Genomic DNA, 24,628 nt, shown 5'->3' on the forward strand with positions numbered 1-24,628 from the left:
GGTGTCCACTGTGTCAGCCGGCCGCCGGCGACGCCGACTGGGACGCCAGGCCCCCGCGGCTGATCAGCAGGAGCGCCCGGTCGTCGTTGACGTCCTTGGCCACCGCCTCGATCAGATGCCAGGCGGCGCCGTGGAAACCGCCCGCGACATAGCGGTCGGCCTCGCCGGTGAGCCGGTCGATGCCCTCGGCGATGTCCCGGTCGGAGGTCTCGACCAGGCCGTCCGTGAAGAGCATCAGCACGTCTCCGGGGCGCAGCGAACCCTTCACCTGGTCGAACTGCGCCCCGTCGTACACGCCGAGGAGCGGCCCGTCGGCCGACTTCTCCTCCCATCGGCCGGTGCCGGCGCTGAGCTGGAGGCCCGGCGGATGTCCGGCGGAGTACAGCTCGTAGTCGCCGGAGTCGAGGTCGAGGACGAGGTGGATGGAGGTGGCGAAGCCCTCGTCCCAGTCCTGGCGCAGCAGATAGCCGTTGGCGGCGGGAAGGAAGGCGTGCGGGGGCAGGCTGCCCAGCAGTCCGCCGAAGGCGCCCGACAGCAGCAGGGCGCGGGAGGCCGCGTCCATGCCCTTGCCGGAGACGTCGGTGAGGACCACCTCGAGCGTCCGGCCGCCGTTGGTGCGGGCGGCCACGACGAAGTCGCCGGAGAAGGACTGGCCGCCGGCCGGGCGCAGTGCCATCTCGCGGTGCCAGCCGGCCGGCAGCTGGGGCAGCTTGCTCTGGACGCGGATGCGTTCGCGCAGGTCGAAGAGCATGGTGCCGCCGCGCCGCCAGGGCACGCCGACCCGGCTGCGGAACTGGGCCACGAGCAGCCCGAAGAAACCACAGGCCGCGACGGTCAGGACCACGCCGGGGGTGACCCGGGAGGGGCCCTCGGTGTAGGGGCCGAGCTGCACGGACTCCACGATCAGCGCCGTGGCGGCCGCCGCGTACAGGCCGAGCAGGCTGGCCGGGCGCAGCAGCAGGCCGCCCGCGACGATCGGGATGACCAGCGCGGCGGGGGCGCACCACACGGAGTTCATCATCGTGGTGGCCGCGATGACGGGGATCGTGAACAGCAGTCCGGCGAGCGCGATCCAGTCCGAGCCGTCGCCGCGGAAGTAGTCGACGGCGGATCGGCGCACGCCGACGCGGGCCCGGTGCCACTGCTTCTTCCACCGGGCCGTGAACGTCTCGGCCGCCGCGCGGCGCTGTCGTCCTGCTGTCATTAGTTCGGGACCCTATCCATCGGACCGGCCGCTTGGCACGGGAGGTCCCACTTGTCCCCCGTCCGAGGCCCGACTTCACAGTGAACTTCACGAACGGCCTTCGCGCCGCAACCCTGCCGAAATTGCCTCGCTCCTCTCCGTACCGCCCTGGTACGCATGCTGCATGGGACGCTCCACGGGAACAGACGGCGACGACATGACGACCGGGCCGCGGGTGCTGCGGCGCGACGAATGGGACATCTGGTACGGGTCGCTGACCCGTGCCTTCGGCGGGGTCCCGGAATCCGCCGAGGAGACGGCGATGTACCGGGAGCTGACGCGGGTCGAGCGCTCGATCGGCGTGTGGGAGGGCGACGCGTGCGTCGGTACGGCGGGGGCGTTCGACTTCCGGCTGACCGTGCCGGGCGGTGCGGCGGTGGCCGCGGCCGGCGTGACGATGGTGAGCGTCGCCGCCACGCACCGGCGGCGGGGTGTGCTCACGTCGATGATGCGGCGGCAGCTGGACGACGTACGGTCCTGGGGCGAGCCACTGGCCGTACTGACCGCCTCCGAACCGGCGATCTACGGCCGGTTCGGGTACGGCGCCGCGACCTTCCAGGTCAACGCGGAGATCGACACGGACCGGGTCCGGCTGTCGGTGCCGCCGGGCACGGATGACGTACGGCTCGCGTACGCGGCGCCCGCCGACGTGCTCGACGCGTGCGAGGCGGTGTTCGCGCGGCTGGTGCCAGGGCGGCCCGGGATGCTGGCCCGGCTGCCGGGCTGGGACCGGCTGGGGCTGCTCGATCCGGAGAAGGACCGGGAGGGCGCCTCGCCGCTGCAGTGCGTGGTCGCCCGGCGGGACGGCGAGGTCACCGGGTACGCGCGGTTCCGGGTGCGGCCGGACTGGGAGCCCGCGGGGCCCAAGGGGACGGTGGTGCTGGACGAGTTGGCGGGGCTGGACGCGGCGACCGAGGCGGCGCTGTGGCGCTTCCTGTTCGACATCGACCTGACCTCGACGCTGACGGCGCGGGGACGGCCGGTCGACGAGGCGTGGCAGTACCAGGTGTCCGACATCCGGCGGTGCCGGCCGACGCTGCGGGACGCGCTGTACGTGCGGTTGGTGGACGTGGGGGCGGCGCTGGCGGCGCGGACCTACCAGGCGCCGGTGGACGTGGTGTTCGAGGTCGAGGACGCCTTCTGCCCCTGGAACGAGGGGTGTTGGCGGCTGAGCGGCGACCGCAAGGGCGCGTCCTGCGAGCGTACGTCCGACGCGGCGGATCTCGCCCTGTCCGTACGGGAGTTGGGCGCGGCCTACCTCGGGGGCGTGGGCCTGGCCTCGCTGGCCGCGGCCGGGCGGGTGCGGGAGCTGCGGCCCGGGGCGCTGACGGAGGCGTCGGTGGGGTTCGGGTCGCCCGTCGTGCCGTGGCTGCCGTACGGGTTCTGAGGGCGGGGCCCTACCGCTTCTGGCAGGTGGGGCACCAGAAGAGGTTGCGGGCGGCGAGGTCCGCGGTGCGGATCGCGTCGCCGCACAGGTGGCAGGAGAGGTCGGCCCGGCGGTAGACGTAGACCTCGCCGCCGTGGTCGTCGACGCGGGGCGGGCGGCCCATGGCTTCGGGGGTGTGCTCGGGCCGGACGGTGTCGATGCGGTTGTTCCGCACGCCCTCGCGCATGAGGACGGTGAGGTCGTGCCAGATGGTGTCCCACTCGGCGGGGGTGACGGCCTTGCCGGGGCGGTACGGGTCGATACCGTGGCGGAAGAGGACCTCGGCGCGGTAGACGTTGCCGACGCCGGCGATGACCTTCTGGTCCATGAGCAGGGCGGCGATCGTGGTGCGGCTGCGGGAGACGCGGCGGTAGGCGGCCTGCGGGTCGGCGTCCGGGCGCAGGGGGTCGGGGCCGAGGCGGTCGTGTATCGCCTGCTTCTCCGGGTCGGTGATCAGGGCGCAGGTGGTGGGGCCGCGGAGGTCGACGTACGCGGTGTCGTTGGTGAGGCGGAGGCGGACGGTGTCCGTGGGCGGGGGCGCCGGGGTTGTGCCGAAGGTGACCTTGCCGAAGAGGCCGAGGTGGATGTGGACCCAGCCGGCGGGCTCGGCGGCGCCGAAGCCGAGGAAGAGGTGCTTGCCGTGGGCCTCGGTGCGGACGAGGGGGGTGCCGGTGAGGAGGGCGGCGGAGTCGGCGAACTTGCCCTGGGGGCTGGTGACGTGGACTGCCGTCCGGGCGAAGGCGGCGGCGTAGTCCTGGGCCAGCCGGTGGATGGTGTGCCCCTCTGGCACGGTGTCCTTTCCCTTCCTTTCCTTGCCTTGGCCCACCCGCCCACCCGACTCGGTCGGTCGAGAGGCGGGACTCGCCCCGGGGCTCCGCCCCGCCCCCCGGCGGGGACTCCGTCCCCTGCACCCCTGGGGCACGTGCCCCGGGCCCAGGTTCCAGCACCCCGGGCGCACGTTCCAGCACCGCGGGCCCAGGTTCCGGCACCGCGAGCCCAGGTTCCAGCACCGCGAGCCCAGGTTCCAGCACCGCGGGCGCACGTTCCAGCACCGCGGGCCCAGGTTCCGGCACCCGGGCGTGTTCCGGCGCCCAAGCGCCGCGGGTCGCCTTGCCCCAGGCGGCGTGGCCCCCCGGCGCGCACACGCCGGGGAAACGGCACCGTCGGAGACGCCCCGCGTTACTGCTGCGGGTGGTGTGCGGGGATCGGCGGGAGGTCGCCCGTGGTCTCGTAGGACGCGAGCATGTCGATGCGGCGGATGTGGCGCTCGTCGCCGGAGAACGGGGTGGCGAGGAAGGTCTCGACGAACTTCGTCGCCTCCTCCCGGGTGTGCATGCGGGCGCCGACCGCGACGACGTTGGCGTCGTTGTGCTGGCGGCCGAGAGCGGCCGTCTCCTCGCTCCAGGCCAGCGCCGCGCGCACGCCCTTCACCTTGTTCGCGGCGATCTGCTCGCCGTTGCCGGAGCCGCCGATCACGATGCCGAGGGCGCCGGGCTCGGCGGCCGTCCGCTCGGCCGCGCGGAGGCAGAAGGGCGGGTAGTCGTCCTGGGCGTCGTAGATGTGCGGGCCGCAGTCGACGGGGTCGTGGCCCGCCGCCCTGAGCCAGTCGACGAGGTGGTTCTTGAGTTCGAAGCCTGCATGGTCCGAGCCGAGATACACGCGCATGCGACGAGTGTGACATGCGCCCCAGGGGAGGGCCCTGTCGGGTGTCAGCCTTGAAATCACCGAGTGAAACTATGGAACCTCAGGCAAAGCTCAAGTAACGATCCGGATTCAGAGGTTCCCCAATCCGTTCACCTCCGTTTCACTGGTCCGGCTCGTACACCGCTCGTACGGGAAAGTGCACGACCGGCGCAAAGGAAGACCTCCCCCATGACTTCGCAGCCGACCTTGACCAAGCCCGAGGACGGGCCCGCGGGGCCCGGAGAACCCGGGCCGGGGCTTCAGGCAGGGCTCAAGAACCGCCATCTGTCGATGATCGCCATCGGCGGTGTCATCGGAGCCGGACTCTTCGTCGGCTCCAGCTCGGGAATCGCCACCGCGGGCCCCGGCATCCTCCTCTCCTACGCCCTCGTCGGCACGCTCGTGGTGCTGGTGATGCGGATGCTCGGGGAGATGTCCGCCGCCAACCCCACCTCCGGCTCCTTCTCCGCGCACGCCGACCGGGCGATCGGCCCCTGGGCCGGGTTCACCATCGGCTGGCTCTACTGGTTCTTCTGGGTCGTCGTGCTGGCCGTGGAGGCGACCGCCGGGGCCGTGATCCTCGAAGGCTGGATACCGGCCGTGCCCCAGTGGGGCTGGGCCCTGATCGTGATGGTCGTCCTGACCGCCACCAACCTCGTCTCCGTCGGCTCCTACGGCGAGTTCGAGTTCTGGTTCGCGGGGATCAAGGTCGTCGCCATCGCCGCGTTCATCGTCGTCGGCGGGCTGGCCGTCTTCGGGCTGCTGCCCGGCGCCGACACCGACCAGGCCGGACTGTCCAATCTGACGGAGCACGGCGGGTTCCTGCCGAACGGGGCGGGCGCGATCCTGACCGGTGTACTGCTCGTCGTCTTCTCCTTCATGGGCAGCGAGATCCCCACGCTGGCCGCCGGTGAGTCCGAGGACCCGCAGCGCGCCGTCACCAAGGCGACCAACAGCATCATCTGGCGTATCGGCGTCTTCTACCTGGGCTCCATCTTCGTCGTGGTCGCGCTGCTGCCGTGGGACTCGCAGTCGATCATCGACAAGGGCTCGTACGTGGCCGCGCTGGACTCGCTCGGCATCGCGAACGCCGGTCAGATCATGAACTTCATCGTGCTGACCTCGGTGCTCTCCTGCCTGAACTCCGGGCTCTACACGGCCTCCCGCATGGCCTTCTCGCTCGGCCGGCGCGGTGACGCGCCGAAGGCCTTCGCCCGCACGACCTCGCAGGGCGTGCCGCGGACGGCGATCCTGGTGTCCGTGGTGTTCGGCTTCGTCGCCGTCTTCTTCAACTACGAGTTCCCGGACTCCGTCTTCCTCTTCCTCGTCAACTCCTCGGGCGCCGTGGCCCTCTTCGTCTGGCTGGTGATCTGCCTCTCGCAGCTGCGGATGCGGAGGATCATCGAGGCGGAGGCGCCGGAGAAGCTGGTGGTGCGGATGTGGCTGTTCCCGTACCTGACCTGGGTGGCCGCCGCCGTCATCGTCTTCGTGCTCGGCTACATGCTCACCGACACCGAGAACAACGGGCGCACGACCGTGCTGCTGTCGCTGCTCGTCGCGGCGCTCGTCATCGTCGTCGCCCTCGTCAAGCAGCGGATCACCGGGCGGAAGGACGCCGCCGACAAGGCCGTCGCCGAGAAGGGCTGACCGCCGCCCGGATCCGGGACACGAAAGAGGCTCGCCCGGTCGCTGCTGCGACCGGGCGAGCCTCTTTCGTGCGCTGCCGCGGCCCTACCGCTTGTCGACCAGCTTCCACGCGGTGGGCAGGACGCCCATCGCCAGGGCGGCCTTCAGCGCGTCGCCGATCAGGAACGGGGTGAGGCCGGCCGCGATCGCGGCGGTGAGGGACATGTCCGCGGCCAGGGCCAGGTACGGCACGCCGACGGCGTAGATGATCGCCTCGCCGAGCAGCATCGTGCCGGCCATGCGCAGCACGGAGCGGTCGGCGCCGCGGCGGGCCAGGGCGCCCACCACCGTGGCGGCGAGCAGCATGCCGAAGACATAGCCGAGGGACGGGGCCGCGGTGCCGGAGCCGCCCTCCGCGAACCACGGCACGCCGGCCATGCCGACCAGCGCGTAGAGCGCGAGCGAGAGCAGGCCGCGGCGCGCGCCGAGCGCCGTGCCGACGAGCAGCGCCGCGAAGGTCTGTCCGGTCACCGGCACCGGGGAGCCGGGCACGGGTACCGCGATCTGGGCGGCCACGCCGGTGAGCACGGCGCCGCCGGCCACGAGCGCTGCGTCCCGGACGCGGGAGGAGGGGATGAGGTCGGCGAGGACCTGCCCGGAACGGGGGGTGGGGACGGCGGCGGTGCTCATGGGGGACTCCGCGGTGGTGTGGACATGTCGGGACAGCGTGACGCTATCCCAGCGGGCCGGGGCCGATCACCAGCAGCGCTCGACAAAGGCTCGATCGGCGGCTTGGTGGGCTCCCGACAAACGCGCGGGATACACCCGCTCTCGGGTGACACCGGTCACGGAGTGGATGAGGCGGGCGTCACGGCAGGCGGAATCCCGCATTCGGACGACCACGTTCCGTATCGGCGGTGTCCGTATCGTGGGCAGCCGCTGTCGCCCACCGGCGCGACCCCGGAGACTGTGGGCGTTTTTGCCCTGCCCCTCCCCCACGCATTGGACGAGCCGCTCCATGTCCAACAGCACCACCACCGAGGCACCGCCGCGGTCGGACGACGCCGCCCTCTCCCACGGCCTCAAGCAGCGCCACCTGTCGATGATCGCCCTCGGTGGCGTGATCGGCGCCGGGCTGTTCGTCGGCTCCGGGGCCGGTATCGCCGCCGCCGGACCCTCGATCGTCGTCGCCTACACCCTCTCCGGCCTCCTCGTGATGCTGGTGATGCGGATGCTGGGCGAGATGTCCGCCGCCTACCCGTCCTCGGGCTCCTTCTCCGCGCACGCCGAACGGGCGATCGGCCCCTGGGCCGGGTTCACCGCGGGCTGGGCGTTCTGGGTGCTGCTCTGCACGGCCGTCGGCCTGGAGGGCATCGGCGCGGCGCAGATCGTGCACGGCTGGCTGCCGGGCACGCCCGAGTGGGCGTGGGTGGCGCTGTTCATGGTGGTGTTCTGCGGGACGAACCTGGCCGCGGTGAAGAACTTCGGCGAGTTCGAGTTCTGGTTCGCCGCCCTCAAGGTCGGCGCGATCTCGCTCTTCCTGGTGCTGGGCGTGCTGGCGATCGTCGGCGTCCTGCCGGGCACGGACGCCCCCGGCACCTCGCACCTCGGCGACTTCATGCCCAACGGCGGCAACGGCCTGATCATCGGCCTCCTCGCCTCGGTCTTCGCCTACGGCGGCCTGGAGACGGTGACCATCGCGGCGGCCGAGTCGGAGAACCCGGTGAAGGGTGTGGCGAGCGCCGTGCGGACGGCGATGTGGCGGATCGCGCTCTTCTACATCGGCTCGATGGCGGTCATCGTCACCCTGGTCCCCTGGGACTCCCCCGAGGTGGTCGAGAAGGGCCCGTACGTCGCAGCCCTCGACGAGCTGGGCATCCCGGGCGCCGGCCAGCTCATGAACGTCGTCGTGCTGGTCGCGCTGCTGAGCGCGATGAACGCCAACATCTACGGCGCCTCGCGGATCGGCTACTCGCTGGTCGAGCGCGGCCAGGGCCCGAGGGCGCTGGGCCGGGTGTCGGGCGGGGTGCCGCGGGTCGCGGTGCTGGTCTCCTCCCTCTTCGGCTTCGGCTGCGTGCTGCTCAGCTACTGGCGGCCGGACGACGTCTTCTCCTGGCTGCTGAACATGATCGGTGCGGTCATCCTGGTCGTCTGGATCTTCATCGCCGTCGCCCAGCTGCGGCTGCGCCGCCGCCTGGAGCGCGAGGCGCCCGAGAAGCTGGTCGTGCGCATGTGGGGCTTCCCGTGGCTCACGTGGGTGGCGCTGGCGGGCATGGCCGCGATCTTCGTCCTGATGGCCCGCGAGCCGGACACCCGGGTGCAGCTGTACTCGACGGGCGGGATGACGCTGGTCCTGGCGGCCGTCGGCTACGCCTGGCAGCGGCGGCGCGCTCGCGTGTGACCGCCCGACCTCTCCGAGAGCCCCCGCACGGACGCGTGCGGGGGCTCTTTCGTGCGCGTTCGGCCCGCCCGTCCGCACTCTCGCCACGCCTTGCTGCTAGCGTGCACTTGCAAGTCTTTTGCAATAAGAGGCTCGGAGGGGATCCACCATGTCCGTCTACACGCTTCCTGAACTGCCGTACGACTACTCCGCGCTGGCCCCCGTGATCAGCCCCGAGATCATCGAGCTGCACCACGACAAGCATCACGCGGCCTATGTGAAGGGCGCCAACGACACCCTGGAGCAGCTCGCCGAGGCGCGCGACAAGGAGTCGTGGGGGTCGATCAACGGCCTGGAGAAGAACCTCGCCTTCCACCTCTCCGGCCACATCCTGCACTCCATCTACTGGCACAACATGACCGGTGACGGCGGCGGCGAGCCCCTGGACAAGGACGGCGTGGGCGGCCTGGCCGACGCGATCGCCGAGTCGTTCGGTTCCTTCGCCGGTTTCAAGGCGCAGCTCACCAAGGCCGCCGCGACCACGCAGGGCTCCGGCTGGGGTGTGCTGGCGTACGAGCCGCTGAGCGGCCGTCTCATCGTCGAGCAGGTCTACGACCACCAGGGCAACGTCGGCCAGGGCTCCACGCCGATCCTGGTCTTCGACGCCTGGGAGCACGCCTTCTACCTCCAGTACAAGAACCAGAAGGTCGACTTCATCGACGCCATGTGGGCCGTCGTCGACTGGCAGGACGTGGCCAAGCGCTACGAGGCCGCCAAGGCACGCACGAACGTGCTGCTGCTGGCGCCCTGACGCCGCCCGACTCCCCGAGTCGTCCTGCCTCGTGATCGTCTTCTCACCCTTCACGGCGGCAGGCGGAATGAGGGAAGCCCCCGCGAGGACCTGACTCGCGGGGGCTTTCTGTGTGCCGGGCGGGGTGTCAGGGCTTGCGGGCGAGCCCGCCGTGCTGGCCGATCGGCTGCGGGGCCGTTCCGTCCGGGGCGGGGTCCGGGCGCCACAGCGGGACCGACACCACGCCCGGGTCGACCAGGTCGAGGCCGTCGAAGTAGGCCTCGATCTGCTCGACGGGACGCAGGAAATAGGGGACCGCGCCGGTCTCGTTGTACCCGTCCTGGGCCGTCTCGTAGGCCGGGTCGGTGCCGCGGGAGCCGTCGTTGACGCACAGGAAACTGCCGGCGGGCAGGCCCGCCATCAGGCGGCGGACCAGGTCGCGGGCCCGGTCGTGGCCCTCGATGTGACCGAGGATGCCGCTGAGGACGAGGGCGGTGGGGCGGGTCGTGTCGAGGGTGCGTCCGGCCGCCTCCAGGACGCGCTCCGGCTCGTACAGGCTCAGGTCCTCGTAGGCGGTGGCGCCCTCGGGGGTGGAGGTGAGCAGGGCGCGGGCGTGCGCGAGGACCAGCGGGTCGTTGTCGACGTAGACGATCCGCGCCCCGGGGGCGTACCGCTGGGCGACCTCGTGGGTGTTGTCTGCGGTCGGCAGCCCGGTGCCGACGTCCAGGAACTGGCGCACCCCGGCCTCCAGGGCCAGGTACCGGATGGCGCGGCCGAGGAAGGCCCGGCTGCTGCGGGCGATGGTGACGATGCCGGGGAAGACGGCCGTGTAGGCGTCGCCGGCCGCCTCGTCCACGGGGTAGTTGTCCTTGCCGCCCAGCCAGTAGTTCCAGATCCGGGCCGAGTGCGGCACCGAGGTGTCGATCTCCGTCATGGGATGGGGCTCGCCTCCAGTGAGTGGGTGTGCCCATGCTCCTACGGGAGGGGAGCCGACGGGAACAGATGACCGCCGCCGGGCGGAGGCTTCCCGGTGCGACTGGTTCCGGGCCACAGTGTCCGGCATGAGTCTTCCGAACCGGCGTTGCCCCAACTGCGGGGACACGGACCAGGACTTCCGCCCGCTCGACGGGGCCGAGCGGGCGTACGCGCTCACCCTCGCGCAGGTGTCCAGGGCCGACCTGGGCACCTACCGGCGCTGTGCGCGCGAGGGCTGCGTGCGGGTGCAGTCCTACTTCAACTGGAAGTCCGGGTTCGATCTGCCGGACTCCTTCCGGCCTACAGGTTGCTGAAGTCCGGGCCCTTGGTGCGGGTGCGCTTGATCTCGTAGAAGCCCGGGACCGAGGCCACCGCGAGGGTGCCGTCCCACAGCCGGGCGGCTTCCTCGCCCTTGGGCGCCGGGGTGACGACCGGGCCGAAGAAGGCGACCTGGCCGCCGTCGGCGCCGGGGACGGCGATGACCGGGGTGCCGACCTCCTGGCCGACCTTGTCGATGCCCTCCTTGTGGGAGGCGCGCAGCTGGGGCTCGTAGGGCGTCGCGTCCCAGTGGTCCATGAGGGACTCGGGCAGGCCGACGTCCTTCAGGGCGGCGGCGACGGTCTCGCGGCCCGGGCCCTCCTCCTGGTTGTGGATGCGGGTGCCGAGCGCCGTGTAGAGGTCGCCGAGCACCTCGGCGCCGTGCTCCTCCTGGGCCGCGACGACCACGCGGACCGGGCCCCAGGCCTTGACCTCCAGCATCTCGCGGTACTCGTCGGGCAGCTCGTCGAGCTTGTCCTCGTTGAGCACGGCGAGGCTCATCAGGTGCCAGCGGACCTTGATGTCCCGGACCTTCTCCACCTCCAGGACCCAGCGCGAGGTCATCCATGCCCAGGGGCACAGGGGGTCGAACCAGAAGTCGACGGGAGTCTTGTCCGACATGTCTCTCCTCATGAGGCGCACGAGCGGGCTTCTGTACGGGCAACGCGGCCGGGTACCCCGCCATTCCCGGGCTGCCGCGCGTCAGGGGCACATGGCAGGATCGGTGCTGTCCGCATACTGAACACCATCCGAGGGAGTGCCACCCGTGCCCGGTGAGAATCTGTCCCGCGACGAGGCCCGGGAGCGGGCCGCCCTGCTGTCCGTCGACGGGTACGAGGTGTCCCTCGACGTGCGCTCGGCCGTGGGTGACACGCAGGGCGAGGGTCCCCGCACCTTCCGTTCCGTCACCACGCTCCGGTTCCGCTGCAACGAACCCGGCGCGAGCAGCTTCGCCGACCTGGTCGCCCCGAGCGTCACCGCCGTCTCCCTCAACGGCCGCGACCTCGACCCGAGCGAGGTCTTCGACGGCACGCGGATCGCGCTGGAGGACCTGGCCGCCGACAACGAGCTGGTCGTCGACGCCCAGTGCGCCTACTCCCGCACCGGTGAGGGCCTGCACCGCTTCGTCGACCCCGAGGACGGCGAGGTGTACCTGTACACCCAGTACGAGCCGGCCGACTCCCGCCGGGTCTTCGCCAACTTCGAGCAGCCGGACCTGAAGGCGCCGTTCCGCTTCGAGGTGCGGGCGCCCGAGGAGTGGACGGTGTGGAGCAACGGCGCGGGCGAGCGCATGAAAGAGGGGCGCGAAGCGCTTCCGCAGAAGGGTGGCGGTGGGCGACGGGCGGGCGGGGTGTGGCGGTTCGCGGAGACGAAGCCGATCTCGACGTACATCACGTGTGTCGTGGCCGGTCCGTACCACTACGTGACGGACTCCTACGAGCGGACCCTGGAGGACGGCACGCGGCTGGAGATCCCGCTGGGCGCCCTGTGCCGCAAGGGGCTGGCGCCGCACTTCGACGCCGACGACGTCTTCCTGATCACCAAGCAGGGCCTGGACTTCTTCCACGACCACTTCGACTACCCGTACCCCTTCGGGAAGTACGACCAGGCGTTCGTGCCCGAGTACAACCTCGGCGCGATGGAGAACCCGGGCCTGGTGACCTTCCGGGAGGAGTACATCTTCCGCGGGAAGGTGACGCGGGCGTCCTACGAGGGCCGCGCCAACACGATCCTGCACGAGATGGCGCACATGTGGTTCGGCGACCTGGTCACCATGGAGTGGTGGGACGACCTGTGGCTGAAGGAGTCCTTCGCCGACTTCATGGGCGCGTTCGCGAACGTCGGCGCGACCCGCTTCAAGGACGCCTGGATCACCTTCGCCAACCGCCGCAAGGCCTGGGCCTACCGCGCCGACCAGCTGCCCTCCACCCACCCGGTCACGGCCGACATCCGTGACCTGGAGGACGCCAAGCTCAACTTCGACGGCATCACCTACGCCAAGGGCGCCTCCGCGCTGAAGCAGCTGGTGGCGTACGTCGGCCAGGACGCGTTCCTGGAGGGCGCGCGGCGCTACTTCAAGCGGCACGCGTACGGCAACACGCGGCTGGGTGATCTGCTGTCGGCCCTTGAGGAGACCAGCGGGCGGGACATGGCGGCCTGGGCGCGCTCCTGGCTCCAGACGGCGGGTGTCAACTCGCTCACCCCGCAGGTGCTGCTGAGCGCCGCGGGACGGATCGACGAGCTGGCGGTGGTGCAGGAGGCAGCGGAGTCGCACCCCGAACTGCGCCCGCACCGGGTCGCGGTGGGCCTGTACCGCCGTACGGGCGAGGGATCCCTGGAGCGGTACGCGCGCGCCGAGGTGGACGTCGACGGGCCGCGCACGGTCGTCGCGGAGCTGGCCGGTGCCGAGGCGCCCGAGCTGGTCCTGGTCAACGACGACGACCTGACGTACTGCAAGACCCGTTTCGACGACACCTCGCTGGCGACGCTGCGCGAGCACCTGGGCTCGCTGACGGACCCGCTGGCCCGCGCCCTGTGCTGGTCGGCGCTGTGGAACATGACGCGGGACGCGCTGCTGCCGGCCCGGGACTTCATCGGTCTCGTCCTGCGGTTCGCGGGGCGCGAGTCCGGCATCGGCGTGCTCCAGATGCTGCACGCCTGGGCCGAGTCGGCGCTGGTGCACTACGTGGCCCCCGAGTGGCGGGAGACCGGTGGCCGGCTGCTCGGCGAGGGCGCGCTGCGGGAGCTGCGGGAGGCGGCGCCGGGCGGCGAGCCGCAGCTGGCGTGGGCGCGGTTCTTCGCGGCGGTGGCGTCCGAAGAGGCCGAACTGTCCTTGCTGCGCGGGCTGCTGGACGGCTCCGAGAAGATCAACGGCCTGGAGGTGGACCAGGAGCTGCGCTGGGCGTTCCTCGCCCCGCTCGCTGCGCACGGCGTGGCGGACGAGGCGGTGCTGGCCGCCGAGCTGGCCCGCGACGACACGGCCTCCGGCAAGCGCCACCAGGTGCGCTGCCTGGCGGCCCGGCCTTCGGCGGCGGTGAAGGCGCAGGCGTGGGCGCAGGTCGTGGAGTCGGACGCGTTGTCCAACGCCCTGGTGGAGGCGACGATCGCGGGCTTCGAGCGGTCCTCGCAGCGGGAGCTGCTCGCGCCGTACACGGAGAAGTACTTCGCGGCGATCGAGCGCGTGTGGGCCGAGCGGTCCATCCAGATCGGGATGGACGTGGTCCGGGGCCTCTTCCCGTCCCTGATGGACTCCCAGGACACGCTGGACGCGACGGACGCGTGGCTGTCGGCTCACGAGGACGCGGCACCGGCGCTGCGCAGGCTGGTCCTCGAGGCGCGGGACGACCTGTCGCGTGCGCTGCGGGGGCAGGCGTGTGACGCGGCGGCGGCCCGCTAGGCCGGACGTGTCCCGGACGACGACGATCTTTGGCCAATGATTGGGCGCTGCGTCATCGTTACGGAATTCAGTCAATAGCAGCCGTAACCCCTGGCCCGCACCTCGGCGGACCAGGGGTTTTCGGCATCCGAACACCCGTCCTTTAGGACGGGCTTGTCCGGGTTCGGCGATGAGCGTGTAACAGGGGTTAAGGGACGGATCGGGCGCGGGAAACCCCCGGTCATGACGCACAACACCCCGCTCTCCCCCCGCCCCCTGCACGACCTGGCGCACGGCAGGCGCCGGCTGATGACGGCCGCCCAGCTCCGGGCGCACGGCGTCTCCGCCGCCGAGACCAACGAACGGTGCCGGCCCGGCGGCCCCTGGCGGCAACTGCTCCCGAACGTCGTCCTGCTGCACCCGGGCCCGCCGACCGGCGACGAACGCCTGCACGCGGTGCTGCTCTACGCGGCGCGGGAGCGCACGTCCGGCGCGGTCCCGGGCGTCACCGCCGCCGTGCCGGTCCAGCCGGGCCGCGAGCACCCGCCCGTCCCCGCGTACGCGGAGGCGATGATCACGGGGCCGGCCGCGTTGGCGCTGCACGGATTCTCGGCCGCTCCCCCGCTGCCGTCCCTGGAGGTCGTCGACGTACTGGTGCCGCGGCTGCGCCGGCTGCGGACGACGGGGTGCGCGCGCATCGTCCGCACGGCCGCGCTGCCCGTCGCCGAGGAGGTCGCCGGGGTGCCGGTGGCGCCGGTGGCGCGGGCGCTGGCCGACGCGGTGGCGGAGCTGACGGACGCGGAGACCGTGCGGCGGCTGCTGACGGAGGCGGTGCGCGGCGGGCACTGCGAACCGGCCGCGGTGGTGCGGGAGCTGAACCGCGCGCGGCTGCTGAGCCGGCCGCACGTGGTGGACGCCGTGGACTCGCTGGTCGCCGAGGGGCGGGCGCTGGCCGAGCAGCGCCTGTACCGGATGGTGCGCGAGCACGGTCTGCCGGAGCCGGTCTGGAACGTCGACCTGCGCATGCCCGGCGGCCCCCACCTCGGCGGCGTGGACGCCTTCTGGCCGGAGCAGGCGGTGGCGCTGGAGCTGGACACCCGCGCGCACCGGCAGCGGGAGGACGACCCGGTCTGGGCGGAACACGCGCGCAAGCGGGAGCACTTGGAGCGGCTGGGCATTACGGTCGTGCACCTCACCCCGCGCAAACTGCGGGACGCGCTCGAGCACCAGGCGACCGTGGTCCGTACGGCGTTGATGGCGGCGGGGGACCGGGAACCCGCCGCGTATGTCGTGGTGCTGCCCCAGTAGCGGACGACGGGGCGGTCACCAGGAGGGGAGAGGAGGGGCCGCGGGGCACGACGCCCCGCGGCCCCTCCTCACGCCGCCCCCGGTCCGGCTCCGGGGATTGTCATGGCCCGCCCCTTGTGTCCCGGATGGCGTATGGCGGAAGTACGCCATGACTCCTTCCCGTCCCGGACAACTCTCCCCAAACAGTGATCCCTTACGTAAAGCTGAGCGGTCGTCCGGGATCGGATTCCGGACTGCCTCGGCCAGGGCCGGTCTGCCCCGGTCGTTCACGCACGTTCCTTTACCTACAAGGGATGCCGATGACCCACACCCCCCAGCGCGAACCGATACCGGGCGCGAGACGCGCGGCCCGCATCGCCGTGGCCGCGGGCCTCGTGGCCGCGCTCGCCGCGGCCGGGCCCGTGCCCGCGGCCTTCGCCGCCGACGGCCCGGCGGCCGCTCTGCCGGCCGACGCCTCCGTCAAGTCCGCGCACGACAAGCTCGGTTCGGACGACGCGGACCGGCTCGCCGAGGCGAAGGCGGACGGCGAGAAGAACGTCACGATGATGGTCGCCACCGCGCCGGGCGACACCGAGCGGGTGGCGAAGGAGCTGGAGGCGGTCCCCGGCGGCACCGTCGGCCGGACCTACGACGAGCTGGGCTACGTCCGCGCCACCGTCCCCACCGCCAAGGCGGACTCGGCCATCGCCGCCGCCGCGAAGCTCTCCTCCGTGCACGGCATCGACCTGCGCGAGGAGATACCGCTGGACGACCCGACGCCGAGCGCGGACCGGGCGAAGGGCGCCACGCACCACAAGGGCCGTTCCTACCCGGCGCCGGACCGCCGCACCCCCGCCGAGAACCCGTACAACCCGTCCTTCGAGACGGGCGCCGTCGACTTCGTGGAGAAGTACCCGAAGGCGGACGGCCGCGGCGTCACCATCGGCATCCTGGACTCGGGTGTCGACCTCGGGCACCCGGCGCTGCGGAAGACCACCACCGGCGAGCGCAAGATCGTCGACTGGGTCACCGCCACCGACCCGGTCGTCGACGGCGACCGCACCTGGCGCCCGATGACCACCTCGGTGTCCGGGCCGACCTTCACCTTCGGCGGGCAGACCTGGACGGCTCCCGCGGGCTCCTACCGGGTCAGCACCTTCCTGGAGTCCTACACCACCGGCGGTGACGCGGCCGGCGACGCCAACCGGGACGGCGACACCACCGACTCCTGGGGCGTCCTGTACGACGCGCAGGCCGGCACGGTCCGCGTCGACCTGAACGGCAACCACGACTTCGCCGACGACACCCCGATGAAGCCCTACAAGGACGGCTTCCAGGTCGGGTACTTCGGCACCGACGACCCGAAGACGGACGTGGCCGAGCGCCAGCCCTTCGTCATCGAGATCCGCAAGGACGTCGTCTACAACTCCTCCGGCGCCAAGGCCGACTTCGTCAACATCGGCGTCATCGAGTCCGAGCACGGCACGCACGTCGCCGGACTCACCGCCGCCAACGGCCTGTTCGGCGGCCGGATGGACGGTGCCGCGCCCGGCGCGAAGATCGTCTCCTCCCGCGCCTGCACCTGGAGCGGCGGCTGCACCAACGTCGCGCTCACCGAGGGCATGATCGACCTCGTCGTCAACCGCGGCGTCGACATCGTCAACATGTCGATCGGTGGCCTGCCCGCGCTCAACGACGGCAACAACGCCCGCGCGGAGCTGTACACGCGGCTCATCGACGACCACGGCGTCCAGCTCGTCATCTCCGCGGGCAACTCGGGCCCCGGCGCCAACACCATCGGCGACCCCGGCCTCGCCGACAAGGTGATCTCCGTCGGCGCGTCCATCTCCCGCGAGACCTGGGCCGCCAACTACGGCTCCCAGGTGCGCACCAGGTACGCGATGATGCCGTTCTCCTCGCGCGGCCCGCGTGAGGACGGCGGCTTCACGCCGACGCTGACCGCACCCGGCGCCGCGGTCAACACCATCCAGACCTGGATGCCCGGCGCCCCGGTCCCGGAGGCGGGCTACGACCTGCCGGCCGGCTACGGCATGCTCCAGGGCACCTCGATGGCCTCCCCCCAGGCCGCCGGCGCCTCCGCGCTGCTGCTGTCCGCCGCGAAGCAGGCGCGCGTCGACCTCACGCCCGCGAAGCTGCGCACGGCGCTGACCTCGACCGCCGACCACATCAGCGGCGTGCAGGCGTACGAGGAGGGCGCGGGCCTGATCAACGTCCCCGACGCCTGGCGCGCGATCCGCGAGGGCGCCACCGCCCACGAGTACACCGTCCAGGCCCCGGTCGACACCGCGATCGACCAGTTCCTGAAGACCCCGGGCAAGGGCACCGGCCTCTACGACCGCGAGGGCGGCCTGAAGGCCGGCGAGCGCAAGACGTACGAGATCACGCTCACCCGCACCTCCGGCTCCGACCGGGCGGTCCGGCACGAGCTGGAGTTCGAGAACAACGCCGGGCGCACCTTCCGGATCGTCGGTCCGGACGAGGTGCGGCTGCCGCTGAACGAGCCGGTGACCGTCAAGGTCGAGGCGCGGCCCGGGTCCGCGGGGCTCAAGAGCGCCGTCCTGGAGGTCGACGACCCCCGCACCGAGGGCGTCGACAAGCAGGTCCTGACCACGGTCGTGGTCTCCGCCCCGCTGAAGTACGACGTCTCCGCCCGGGGCTCGGTGCAGCGCAACGCCACCAAGTCCTACTTCGTGACCGTCCCCGAGGGCGCGAAGACGCTGGAGGTGGCGATGAGCGGGCTGAGGGACGGGAGCCAGACCCGGTTCATCGCCATCCACCCGTACGGCGTCCCGGTCGACAACACCTCCACGCCGTACTGCTACAACAACTACCTCGACGGCAACGGCTGCCGGCCCGACGTGCGCGCGTACGCCGACCCGCAGCCCGGCGTCTGGGAGATCGAGGTCGAGTCGCGGCGCACCTCGCCGCTGCTGGACAACCCGTACGAGCTGGACGTCACCGTCCTCGGCGCCGTCTTCGACCCGGAGACCGTGGCCGTGCCCGAGGCGAAGGCCGGCACGCCGGCCGCCGTCTCCTGGAAGGTGACGAACCGCTACGCCCCGCTGGAGGGCAAGCTGGTCGGCGGCCCGCTCGGCTCGTCCGAGACGTCCCGCCCGTCCATCGCGCAGGGACAGACGGCCACCTCCACCGTCGAGGTGCCCGAGGGCGCCGACTCGCTGGACGTCGCCATCGGCGGGGTCTCCGACGCGGCCGCCGACCTGGACCTGACGGTCTACGGCGCGGACGGTGCCGTGGTCGGCCAGTCCGCCGACGGCGACTCCGAGGAGTCCGTCTCCGTCGCGAAGCCGGCCGCCGGCACGTACACCGTCGAGGTCGCCGGCTACTCGGTGCCGTCGGGCAGCACGGAGTACGACTACCGGGACGTGTTCTTCGCGGCCACCCTCGGCTCGGTCTCCGTGGACGACGCGGCGCCGGTCGAGCTCGGCACGGGCGACTCGGCGACGGTCACCGCCCAGGTGACGGCGCTGGCCGCCGCCCCGGAGGGCCGTGAGTTCTTCGGCCGGGTCCAGCTGGTCAACGCCCACGGCACGGCCGCGGGCCTGGGCAGCGTGCGGATCGGGAAGGTCGTGCCGTAGTCCGGTGCGGTACGGGGAGGGCGGGCGCTCCGCGGGGGCGCCCGCCCTTTGCTGTGTCCGGCGGTCAGCGGTCAGTCGCAGGTGAGGGTGCGGGACTCGGCGAGGGACGCGGTGATCCAGGCGCGTTCGGCGGCGATGGCCGGGCCGCCGGTGATCACGGCGTCCGGGGTGTCCCCGTGCAGGGGGATGCCGATCAGCGCCCGGTCGCCCGCGGCGAGGCGGGCCGTGCCGTCGTCCAGCTCGAAGGTGACCGGCTCGCCGTCCTGCTCCGGCCGTCCGCCCGGCTCCGGCTTGTAGGTGCGGGTCACGTCGAGGGTGACGCGGTGGCGTCCGGTGCCCGGCACGGGTTCGGCGCGGGTCACCGTGCCCTCGGCCACCAGTCGGGCGCAGGCGAGGTAGTGGGGGCTGCCGAAGGCTGTTCCGGACCCGCTGGAGTCCGCCCGCTCGTCGCTCGCCACGCCCTTGCCGGACGCGTCGTCGGAGCCACCGCTCCCGCCCTGCGCCACCAGCCAGCCGAGGCCCGTCACCACGGTGCCCGCGCAGACCACCGCGAGGGCGCCGAGAGCGAGGGCGAGCGGACGGCGCCGGGGGCGGCGGGGGGCGGGGACCACCGTGGAGGTCCCGGGCTCGGGGAGCGGCCCGGGGACCGGCTCGGCGGGTGGCCCGCTCAGCGAGCGGCCGATGATCCCCAGCTGTTCCCGCAGCAGCGCCACGTCGGCCGTCGCGGACCGGTACGCGCCGTGGGCCTCCGCGCCGACGCCGGGCGGCAGCGGCTCCCCCGTGATCGCGGCCATCAGCGCGTCGTGCCCGGCGTGCCCGTCGGCGTGCCCGTCGGGCTGCTTCTCGGCGGCCATCTCACACCACCTCGTCCTCGTGCAGGCGGGCCCGCAGTGCCCGTACCGCCGTGTGCAGCCTGCTCTTGACCGTGCCCTCGGGGATGCCCAGCTCCTCGGCGATGCCGCGCACCGGCAGGTCCGCGAAGAACCGCAGGACGAGGACCTGGCGCTGGGCGTCGGGCAGCTCGTCCAGGCCCTGGGCGACGGCGAGGGAGAGCACGCTGGTGTCCTCCCCCGACGGGTGGTCCGTCTGGCGGAGCGCGGCCAGGCGCTCCCCGAGCCGGTCCTGGCGGCGCCGGGCGCGGTGCCAGTCCATCGCCAGGTTGGAGGCGACGACCGCCGCCCACGCCGACACGTCGCGCGGCGCCTCCCGGCCGCTCGCCGTCCGCTCCAGCAACCGCAGGCGGACCTGCTGCACCCCGTCCGGCAGGTCCGCCTGCGGCACCCCGCCCAGCGCGAGCACCGCCCGCACCCGGCGTTCCTGGGCCGCGTCCAGGGGATCGTCCCGTCCGGCGTCCCCCTGGCCGCGGCGGGCCTTTCTGCGCAGCACTGCCACCCCTCCCCCTGGGACCTGTCCCCGCGTCTCCCCTATGACGCCGCGGCAGCCCGAAACGTTCGCCCGTCCGGCCGGCAGGCGGCGCGAGGCGTACGTCACATCGTCGTGTGGGGTGGGACGGGATGGGCAGGGGCGGACCGAGCCACCGCGTCCCAGGGTGCGGGCACCCGGGGCAAAGGATTGGACAGGCGGGCCGGGCTTCGCCCCATGATGGAAAAGTCTCGGCCGAGCAAAGCGCGCGTGAAGACACGCGTACAAACGGAGAAGGAGTCACCGTGAGGATCGGAATCGTCGGAGCCACCGGCCAGGTGGGCACGGTCATGCGCAGGATCCTCACGGAGCGCGACTTCCCGGTCACCGAGCTGCGCCTGTTCGCCTCGGCGCGCAGCGCCGGCAAGGAGCTGGACGGCGTGACGGTCGAGGACGCGACCACCGCCGACTACTCCGGCCTGGACATCGTGCTCTTCTCCGCGGGCGGCGCCACCTCCAAGGCGCTGGCCGAGAAGGTCGCCTCGCAGGGCCCCGTCGTGATCGACAACTCCTCCGCCTGGCGCCGCGACCCCGAGGTCCCGCTGGTGGTCTCCGAGGTGAACCCGCACGCGATCGCGGACCGCCCCAAGGGCATCATCGCCAACCCGAACTGCACCACGATGGCCGCGATGCCGGTGCTGCGTCCGCTGCACGCGGAGGCGGGCCTCGAAGCCCTCGTCGTCGCCACGTACCAGGCGGTCTCCGGCTCCGGCCTGGCCGGTGTGGACGAGCTGTTCGAGCAGGTCCAGAAGGTCGGCGCGGACGCCCCCAAGCTCACGCACGACGGCTCCGCGGTGGAGTTCCCGAAGCCCGACAAGTACGTGGCGCCGATCGCGTACAACGTGCTGCCGCTGGCCGGCTCCATCGTCGACGACGGCCTGCACGAGACGGACGAGGAGCAGAAGCTCCGCAACGAGTCCCGCAAGATCCTGGAGATCCCGGAGCTGAAGGTCTCCGGCACCTGCGTGCGGGTGCCCGTCTTCAGCGGCCACTCCCTGCAGATCAACGCCCGTTTCGCCCGCCCGCTCAGCGTGGCCCGCGCCAAGGAGCTGCTGGCCGGTGCCCCCGGCGTCGCCCTCACCGAGGTGCCGACCCCGCTCCAGGCGGCCGGGCAGGACCCGTCGTACGTGGGCCGCATCCGTGAGGACGAGACCGTGGAGAACGGCCTCGCCCTGTTCGTCTCCAACGACAACCTGCGCAAGGGCGCGGCCCTGAACGCGGTGCAGATCGCGGAGCTGGTGGCGGCGGAGCTGAAGGGCTAGAGGCCCGGGGCTAGCCCCGCCTCACCTCGTAGAGGAAGCAGCCGTACTCGACGGCCCGGACGTGGACGAACGCCACGGCCGGGTCGTCGAACGCTTCCTGGATGGCGGGGGCGAACTCGTCGGCCCCGCCGACCAGCCGCCCGCCCAGGATGTGCCCCTCGGCCGAGTAGCGGCGCACCGTGCGGTGGGCGTTGGTGAAGGCCAGGCCGTCCCCGTCGGGCCCCGCGCACTCCTCGGCGTGGACGAAGACCGGCCCCTGCTCGTCGTACGCGCCCGGGTCGGCGCCGGTGCGAGCCGCCCAGCGGCGCAGCGGGGCGTAGGAGACGAGGGCGATCCTCTCCCCCGGCACGCTGCGGCGCAGGCAGCAGCGCAGGGGTGCGCCGCCCTCGGGGTCGGTGAGCGGGTCGGGGGCGCGGCCGGCGTCGTCGGTGACGCGCAGTTCCTTCAGGGTGGCAGGGGGGACCGGGTGTGCGGTGTAGTGCTCCATGGCTCCCAGGTTCGCGCCCGCGCGGCCCGCCCACCGGCGGGAAATGGACATCGCGCTCCGTGCGGGCCCCGTGGAAGGATGGCGCAACCGACACATAACGAGGAGATGACCGCGTGCCTGGCACAAACCTGACTCGCGAAGAGGCGCGGCAGCGGGCGACGCTGCTGAGCGTTGACTCGTACGAGATCGATCTCGACCTCACCGGCGCGCAGGAGGGCGGCACCTACCGGTCCGTGACCACGGTGCGCTTCGACGTCGCGGAGGGCGGCGGCGAGTCCTTCATCGACCTGGTCGCGCCGACGGTCCACGAGGTGACGCTGAACGGCGACGCCCTCGACGCCGACGAGGTGTTCCAGGACTCCCGCATCGCCCTGCCGGGCCTGCTGCCGGGGCGCAACATCCTGCGCGTGGCCGCCGACTGCGCGTACACCAACACCGGCGAGGGCCTGCACCGGTTCGTCGACCCGGTGGACGACCAGGCGTACCTGTACACCCAGTTCGAGGTGCCGGACGCCCGCCGGGTGTTCGCGTCCTTCGAGCAGCCCGACCTCAAGGCGACGTTCCAGTTCACCGTGAAGGCGCCCGAGGGCTGGACGGTCATCTCCAACTCGCCGACGCCCGAGCCGAAGGACAGCGTCTGGGTCTTCGAGCCGACCCCGCGCCTCTCGTCGTACGTCACGGCCCTGATCGTCGGCCCGTACCACTCGGTGCACAGCGTGTACGAGAAGGACGGCCAGTCCGTCCCGCTCGGCATCTACTGCCGCCCGTCGCTCGCCGAGCACCTCGACTCGGACGCCATCTTCGAGGTGACCCGGCAGGGCTTCGAGTGGTTCCAGGAGAAGTTCGACTACCCGTACCCCTTCAAGAAGTACGACCAGCTCTTCGTGCCGGAGTTCAACGCGGGCGCGATGGAGAACGCGGGCGCGGTGACCATCCGGGACCAGTACGTGTTCCGCTCGAAGGTGACGGACGCCGCGTACGAGGTGCGGGCGGCGACGATCCTGCACGAGCTGGCGCACATGTGGTTCGGCGACCTGGTCACCATGGAGTGGTGGAACGACCTGTGGCTGAACGAGTCGTTCGCCACCTACGCCGAGGCCGCCTGCCAGGCCGACGCGCCCGGCTCCAAGTGGCCGCACTCGTGGACGACGTTCGCCAACCAGATGAAGACCTGGGCCTACCGGCAGGACCAGCTCCCGTCCACGCACCCGATCATGGCGGACATCAGCGACCTGGACGACGTGCTCGTCAACTTCGACGGCATCACGTACGCCAAGGGCGCGAGCGTGCTCAAGCAGCTCGTCGCGTACGTCGGTGAGGACGCGTTCTTCCGGGGCGTGCAGGCGTACTTCAAGCGGCACGCGTTCGGCAACACGCGCCTGTCCGACCTGCTGGGCGTGCTGGAGGAGACCTCCGGGCGCGACCTGAAGACCTGGTCGAAGGCGTGGCTGGAGACGGCGGGCATCAACGTGCTGCGCCCGGAGATCGAGACGGACGGCGAGGGAGTGATCACCTCCTTCGCCATCCGGCAGGAGGCTCCGGCCCTGCCCGCCGGTGCCAAGGGCGAGCCCACGCTGCGCCCGCACCGCATCGCGGTCGGCGCCTACGACCTCGACGCGGACGGCAAGCTGGTGCGCGGCGAGCGCGTGGAACTGGACGTGGACGGGGAGCTGACGGACGTACCGCAGCTGGTCGGCAAGGCCCGCCCGGCGGTGCTGCTCCTGAACGACGACGACCTGTCGTACGCGAAGGTCAGGCTGGACGAGCAGTCCCTGGCCGTCGTCACCGAGCACCTGGGCGACTTCACCGAGTCGCTGCCGCGCGCGCTGTGCTGGGCGTCGGCCTGGGACATGACCCGGGACGCGGAGCTGGCCACCCGGGACTACCTCTCCCTGGTGCTGTCCGGCATCGGCAAGGAATCCGACATCGGTGTCGTGCAGTCGCTGCACCGCCAGGTGAAGCTGGCCATCGACCAGTACGCCGCCCCGACCGCCCGCGAGGCGCTGCTCACCCGCTGGACCGAGGCCACGCTGGCCCACCTGCGGGCCGCCGAGGCGGGCAGCGACCACCAGCTGGCGTGGGCGCGCGCGTTCGCGGCGACGGCGCGGACGCCGGAGCAGCTCGACCTGCTGGACGCGCTCCTCGACGGCACGCAGACGATCGAGGGCCTGGCCGTCGACACGGAGCTGCGCTGGGCGTTCGTGCAGCGGCTGGCGGCCGTGGGCCGGTTCGGCGGCTCGGAGATCGCCTCGGAGTACGAGCGGGACAAGACGGCCGCCGGTGAGCGGCACGCCGCCACCGCGCGTGCCGCCCGGCCCACCGAGCAGGCCAAGGCGGAGGCCTGGGAGTCGGTCGTGGAGTCCGACAAGCTGCCGAACGCCGTCCAGGAGGCGGTCATCGCCGGCTTCGTCCAGACCGACCAGCGCGAGCTGCTGGCGTCGTACACGGAGCGGTACTTCGAGGCGCTGAAGGGCGTCTGGGAGTCCCGGTCGCACGAGATGGCCCAGCAGATCGCGGTCGGCCTGTACCCGGCGGTGCAGGTGTCGCAGGAGACCCTGGACCGCACGGACGCGTGGCTGGCCTCCGCCCAGCCGAACGCGGCCCTGCGCCGCCTGGTCTCGGAGTCCCGCTCGGGCATCGAACGCGCCCTGCTGGCCCAGGCGGCCGACGCGGCGGCGACCACGGAGTAGGTCTTCACGCCGCAGGGGCGCCCGGTCCGCACGTCGGGCCGGGCGC

General features: G+C 72.2%; 19 protein-coding genes. 10 read left to right on the top strand and 9 right to left on the bottom strand.

Annotation, left to right across the window (positions count from 1 at the left end; genetic code table 11):
- Positions 1-13: 13 nt before the first annotated feature.
- Entirely contained in the window at positions 14-1,204 is a 1,191-nt protein-coding gene (locus OIE75_RS12455) for a PP2C family protein-serine/threonine phosphatase (protein WP_329470833.1), read from the bottom strand.
- A 196-nt stretch (positions 1,205-1,400) separates the two neighbouring features.
- On the opposite strand from OIE75_RS12455, the gene OIE75_RS12460 reads away from it, so the two are divergent.
- Positions 1,401-2,630 (top strand): GNAT family N-acetyltransferase, encoded by a 1,230-nt coding sequence (locus OIE75_RS12460; protein WP_329473971.1) that lies wholly within the window; start codon positions 1,401-1,403, stop codon positions 2,628-2,630.
- 10 nt (positions 2,631-2,640) lie between these two features.
- Here OIE75_RS12460 and OIE75_RS12465 read toward each other — a convergent pair whose 3' ends face one another.
- Both OIE75_RS12465 and OIE75_RS12470 read right to left on the bottom strand, forming a co-directional pair.
- Complete coding sequence (locus OIE75_RS12465) at positions 2,641-3,459, bottom strand: Fpg/Nei family DNA glycosylase (protein WP_329470834.1); 819 nt, start codon at positions 3,457-3,459, stop codon at positions 2,641-2,643.
- Between the two features lie 389 nt (positions 3,460-3,848).
- Entirely contained in the window at positions 3,849-4,334 is a 486-nt protein-coding gene (locus OIE75_RS12470) for a ribose-5-phosphate isomerase (protein WP_307012081.1), read from the bottom strand.
- A gap of 207 nt (positions 4,335-4,541) precedes the next feature.
- Here OIE75_RS12470 and OIE75_RS12475 point away from each other — a divergent pair, with 207 nt between their 5' ends.
- Complete coding sequence (locus tag OIE75_RS12475; protein ID WP_307012083.1) at positions 4,542-5,999, top strand: amino acid permease; 1,458 nt, start codon at positions 4,542-4,544, stop codon at positions 5,997-5,999.
- A gap of 84 nt (positions 6,000-6,083) precedes the next feature.
- Here the strand turns inward: OIE75_RS12475 and OIE75_RS12480 are convergent, their stop codons facing one another.
- A complete protein-coding gene (locus OIE75_RS12480; protein ID WP_307012084.1) occupies positions 6,084-6,668 on the bottom strand; it encodes a biotin transporter BioY in 585 nt (194 codons plus the stop codon).
- A 328-nt stretch (positions 6,669-6,996) separates the two neighbouring features.
- Here OIE75_RS12480 and OIE75_RS12485 point away from each other — a divergent pair, with 328 nt between their 5' ends.
- Complete coding sequence (locus OIE75_RS12485; protein ID WP_329470837.1) at positions 6,997-8,379, top strand: amino acid permease; 1,383 nt, start codon at positions 6,997-6,999, stop codon at positions 8,377-8,379.
- A gap of 148 nt (positions 8,380-8,527) precedes the next feature.
- Complete coding sequence (locus tag OIE75_RS12490) at positions 8,528-9,169, top strand: superoxide dismutase (RefSeq protein WP_307012088.1); 642 nt, start codon at positions 8,528-8,530, stop codon at positions 9,167-9,169.
- Positions 9,170-9,296: 127 nt separating this feature from the next.
- Here OIE75_RS12490 and OIE75_RS12495 read toward each other — a convergent pair whose 3' ends face one another.
- Complete coding sequence (locus OIE75_RS12495) at positions 9,297-10,082, bottom strand: SAM-dependent methyltransferase (RefSeq protein ID WP_329470839.1); 786 nt, start codon at positions 10,080-10,082, stop codon at positions 9,297-9,299.
- Between the two features lie 127 nt (positions 10,083-10,209).
- On the opposite strand from OIE75_RS12495, the gene OIE75_RS12500 reads away from it, so the two are divergent.
- Positions 10,210-10,437 (top strand): hypothetical protein, encoded by a 228-nt coding sequence (locus OIE75_RS12500; protein ID WP_307012091.1) that lies wholly within the window; start codon positions 10,210-10,212, stop codon positions 10,435-10,437.
- Here the strand turns inward: OIE75_RS12500 and OIE75_RS12505 are convergent.
- Positions 10,424-11,062, bottom strand: coding sequence for a mycothiol-dependent nitroreductase Rv2466c family protein (locus OIE75_RS12505; protein ID WP_307012092.1), 639 nt, complete (start codon positions 11,060-11,062; stop codon positions 10,424-10,426). The two genes, OIE75_RS12500 and OIE75_RS12505, sit on opposite strands and share 14 nt — an antisense overlap.
- A 145-nt stretch (positions 11,063-11,207) precedes the next feature.
- Between OIE75_RS12505 and pepN (OIE75_RS12510) the strand changes: the two genes are divergently transcribed.
- From pepN (OIE75_RS12510) to OIE75_RS12520, 3 genes are all read left to right on the top strand, one after another.
- Entirely contained in the window at positions 11,208-13,838 is a 2,631-nt protein-coding gene (gene pepN, locus OIE75_RS12510; protein ID WP_329470843.1) for an aminopeptidase N, read from the top strand.
- 222 nt (positions 13,839-14,060) lie between these two features.
- Positions 14,061-15,125 (top strand): hypothetical protein, encoded by a 1,065-nt coding sequence (locus OIE75_RS12515; RefSeq protein WP_329470844.1) that lies wholly within the window; start codon positions 14,061-14,063, stop codon positions 15,123-15,125.
- Between the two features lie 299 nt (positions 15,126-15,424).
- The gene (locus tag OIE75_RS12520) at positions 15,425-18,721 is read left to right on the top strand and encodes a S8 family serine peptidase (protein WP_329470846.1); all 3,297 of its coding nucleotides are present in this window, start codon (positions 15,425-15,427) and stop codon (positions 18,719-18,721) included.
- A gap of 71 nt (positions 18,722-18,792) precedes the next feature.
- Here the strand turns inward: OIE75_RS12520 and OIE75_RS12525 are convergent, their stop codons facing one another.
- Together OIE75_RS12525 and OIE75_RS12530 are read right to left on the bottom strand one after the other, a co-directional pair.
- Positions 18,793-19,575, bottom strand: a complete 783-nt coding sequence (locus OIE75_RS12525) for a hypothetical protein (protein WP_329470847.1) — start codon at positions 19,573-19,575, stop codon at positions 18,793-18,795.
- Between the two features lies 1 nt (position 19,576).
- Positions 19,577-20,113 (bottom strand): RNA polymerase sigma factor, encoded by a 537-nt coding sequence (locus OIE75_RS12530; RefSeq protein WP_307012100.1) that lies wholly within the window; start codon positions 20,111-20,113, stop codon positions 19,577-19,579.
- A 275-nt stretch (positions 20,114-20,388) separates the two neighbouring features.
- On the opposite strand from OIE75_RS12530, the gene OIE75_RS12535 reads away from it, so the two are divergent.
- On the top strand, positions 20,389-21,405 hold the full coding sequence (locus OIE75_RS12535) for an aspartate-semialdehyde dehydrogenase (protein WP_307012101.1): 1,017 nt from the start codon (positions 20,389-20,391) through the stop codon (positions 21,403-21,405).
- A 10-nt stretch (positions 21,406-21,415) separates the two neighbouring features.
- Here the strand turns inward: OIE75_RS12535 and OIE75_RS12540 are convergent, their stop codons facing one another.
- Positions 21,416-21,892, bottom strand: coding sequence for a DUF1203 domain-containing protein (locus tag OIE75_RS12540; RefSeq protein WP_329473972.1), 477 nt, complete (start codon positions 21,890-21,892; stop codon positions 21,416-21,418).
- 113 nt (positions 21,893-22,005) lie between these two features.
- Here OIE75_RS12540 and pepN (OIE75_RS12545) point away from each other — a divergent pair, with 113 nt between their 5' ends.
- Entirely contained in the window at positions 22,006-24,582 is a 2,577-nt protein-coding gene (gene pepN / locus OIE75_RS12545) for an aminopeptidase N (protein WP_329470848.1), read from the top strand.
- Positions 24,583-24,628 lie beyond the last annotated feature (46 nt).

The organism is Streptomyces sp. NBC_01723 (genome assembly GCF_036246005.1).
GTDB lineage: Bacteria > Actinomycetota > Actinomycetes > Streptomycetales > Streptomycetaceae > Streptomyces.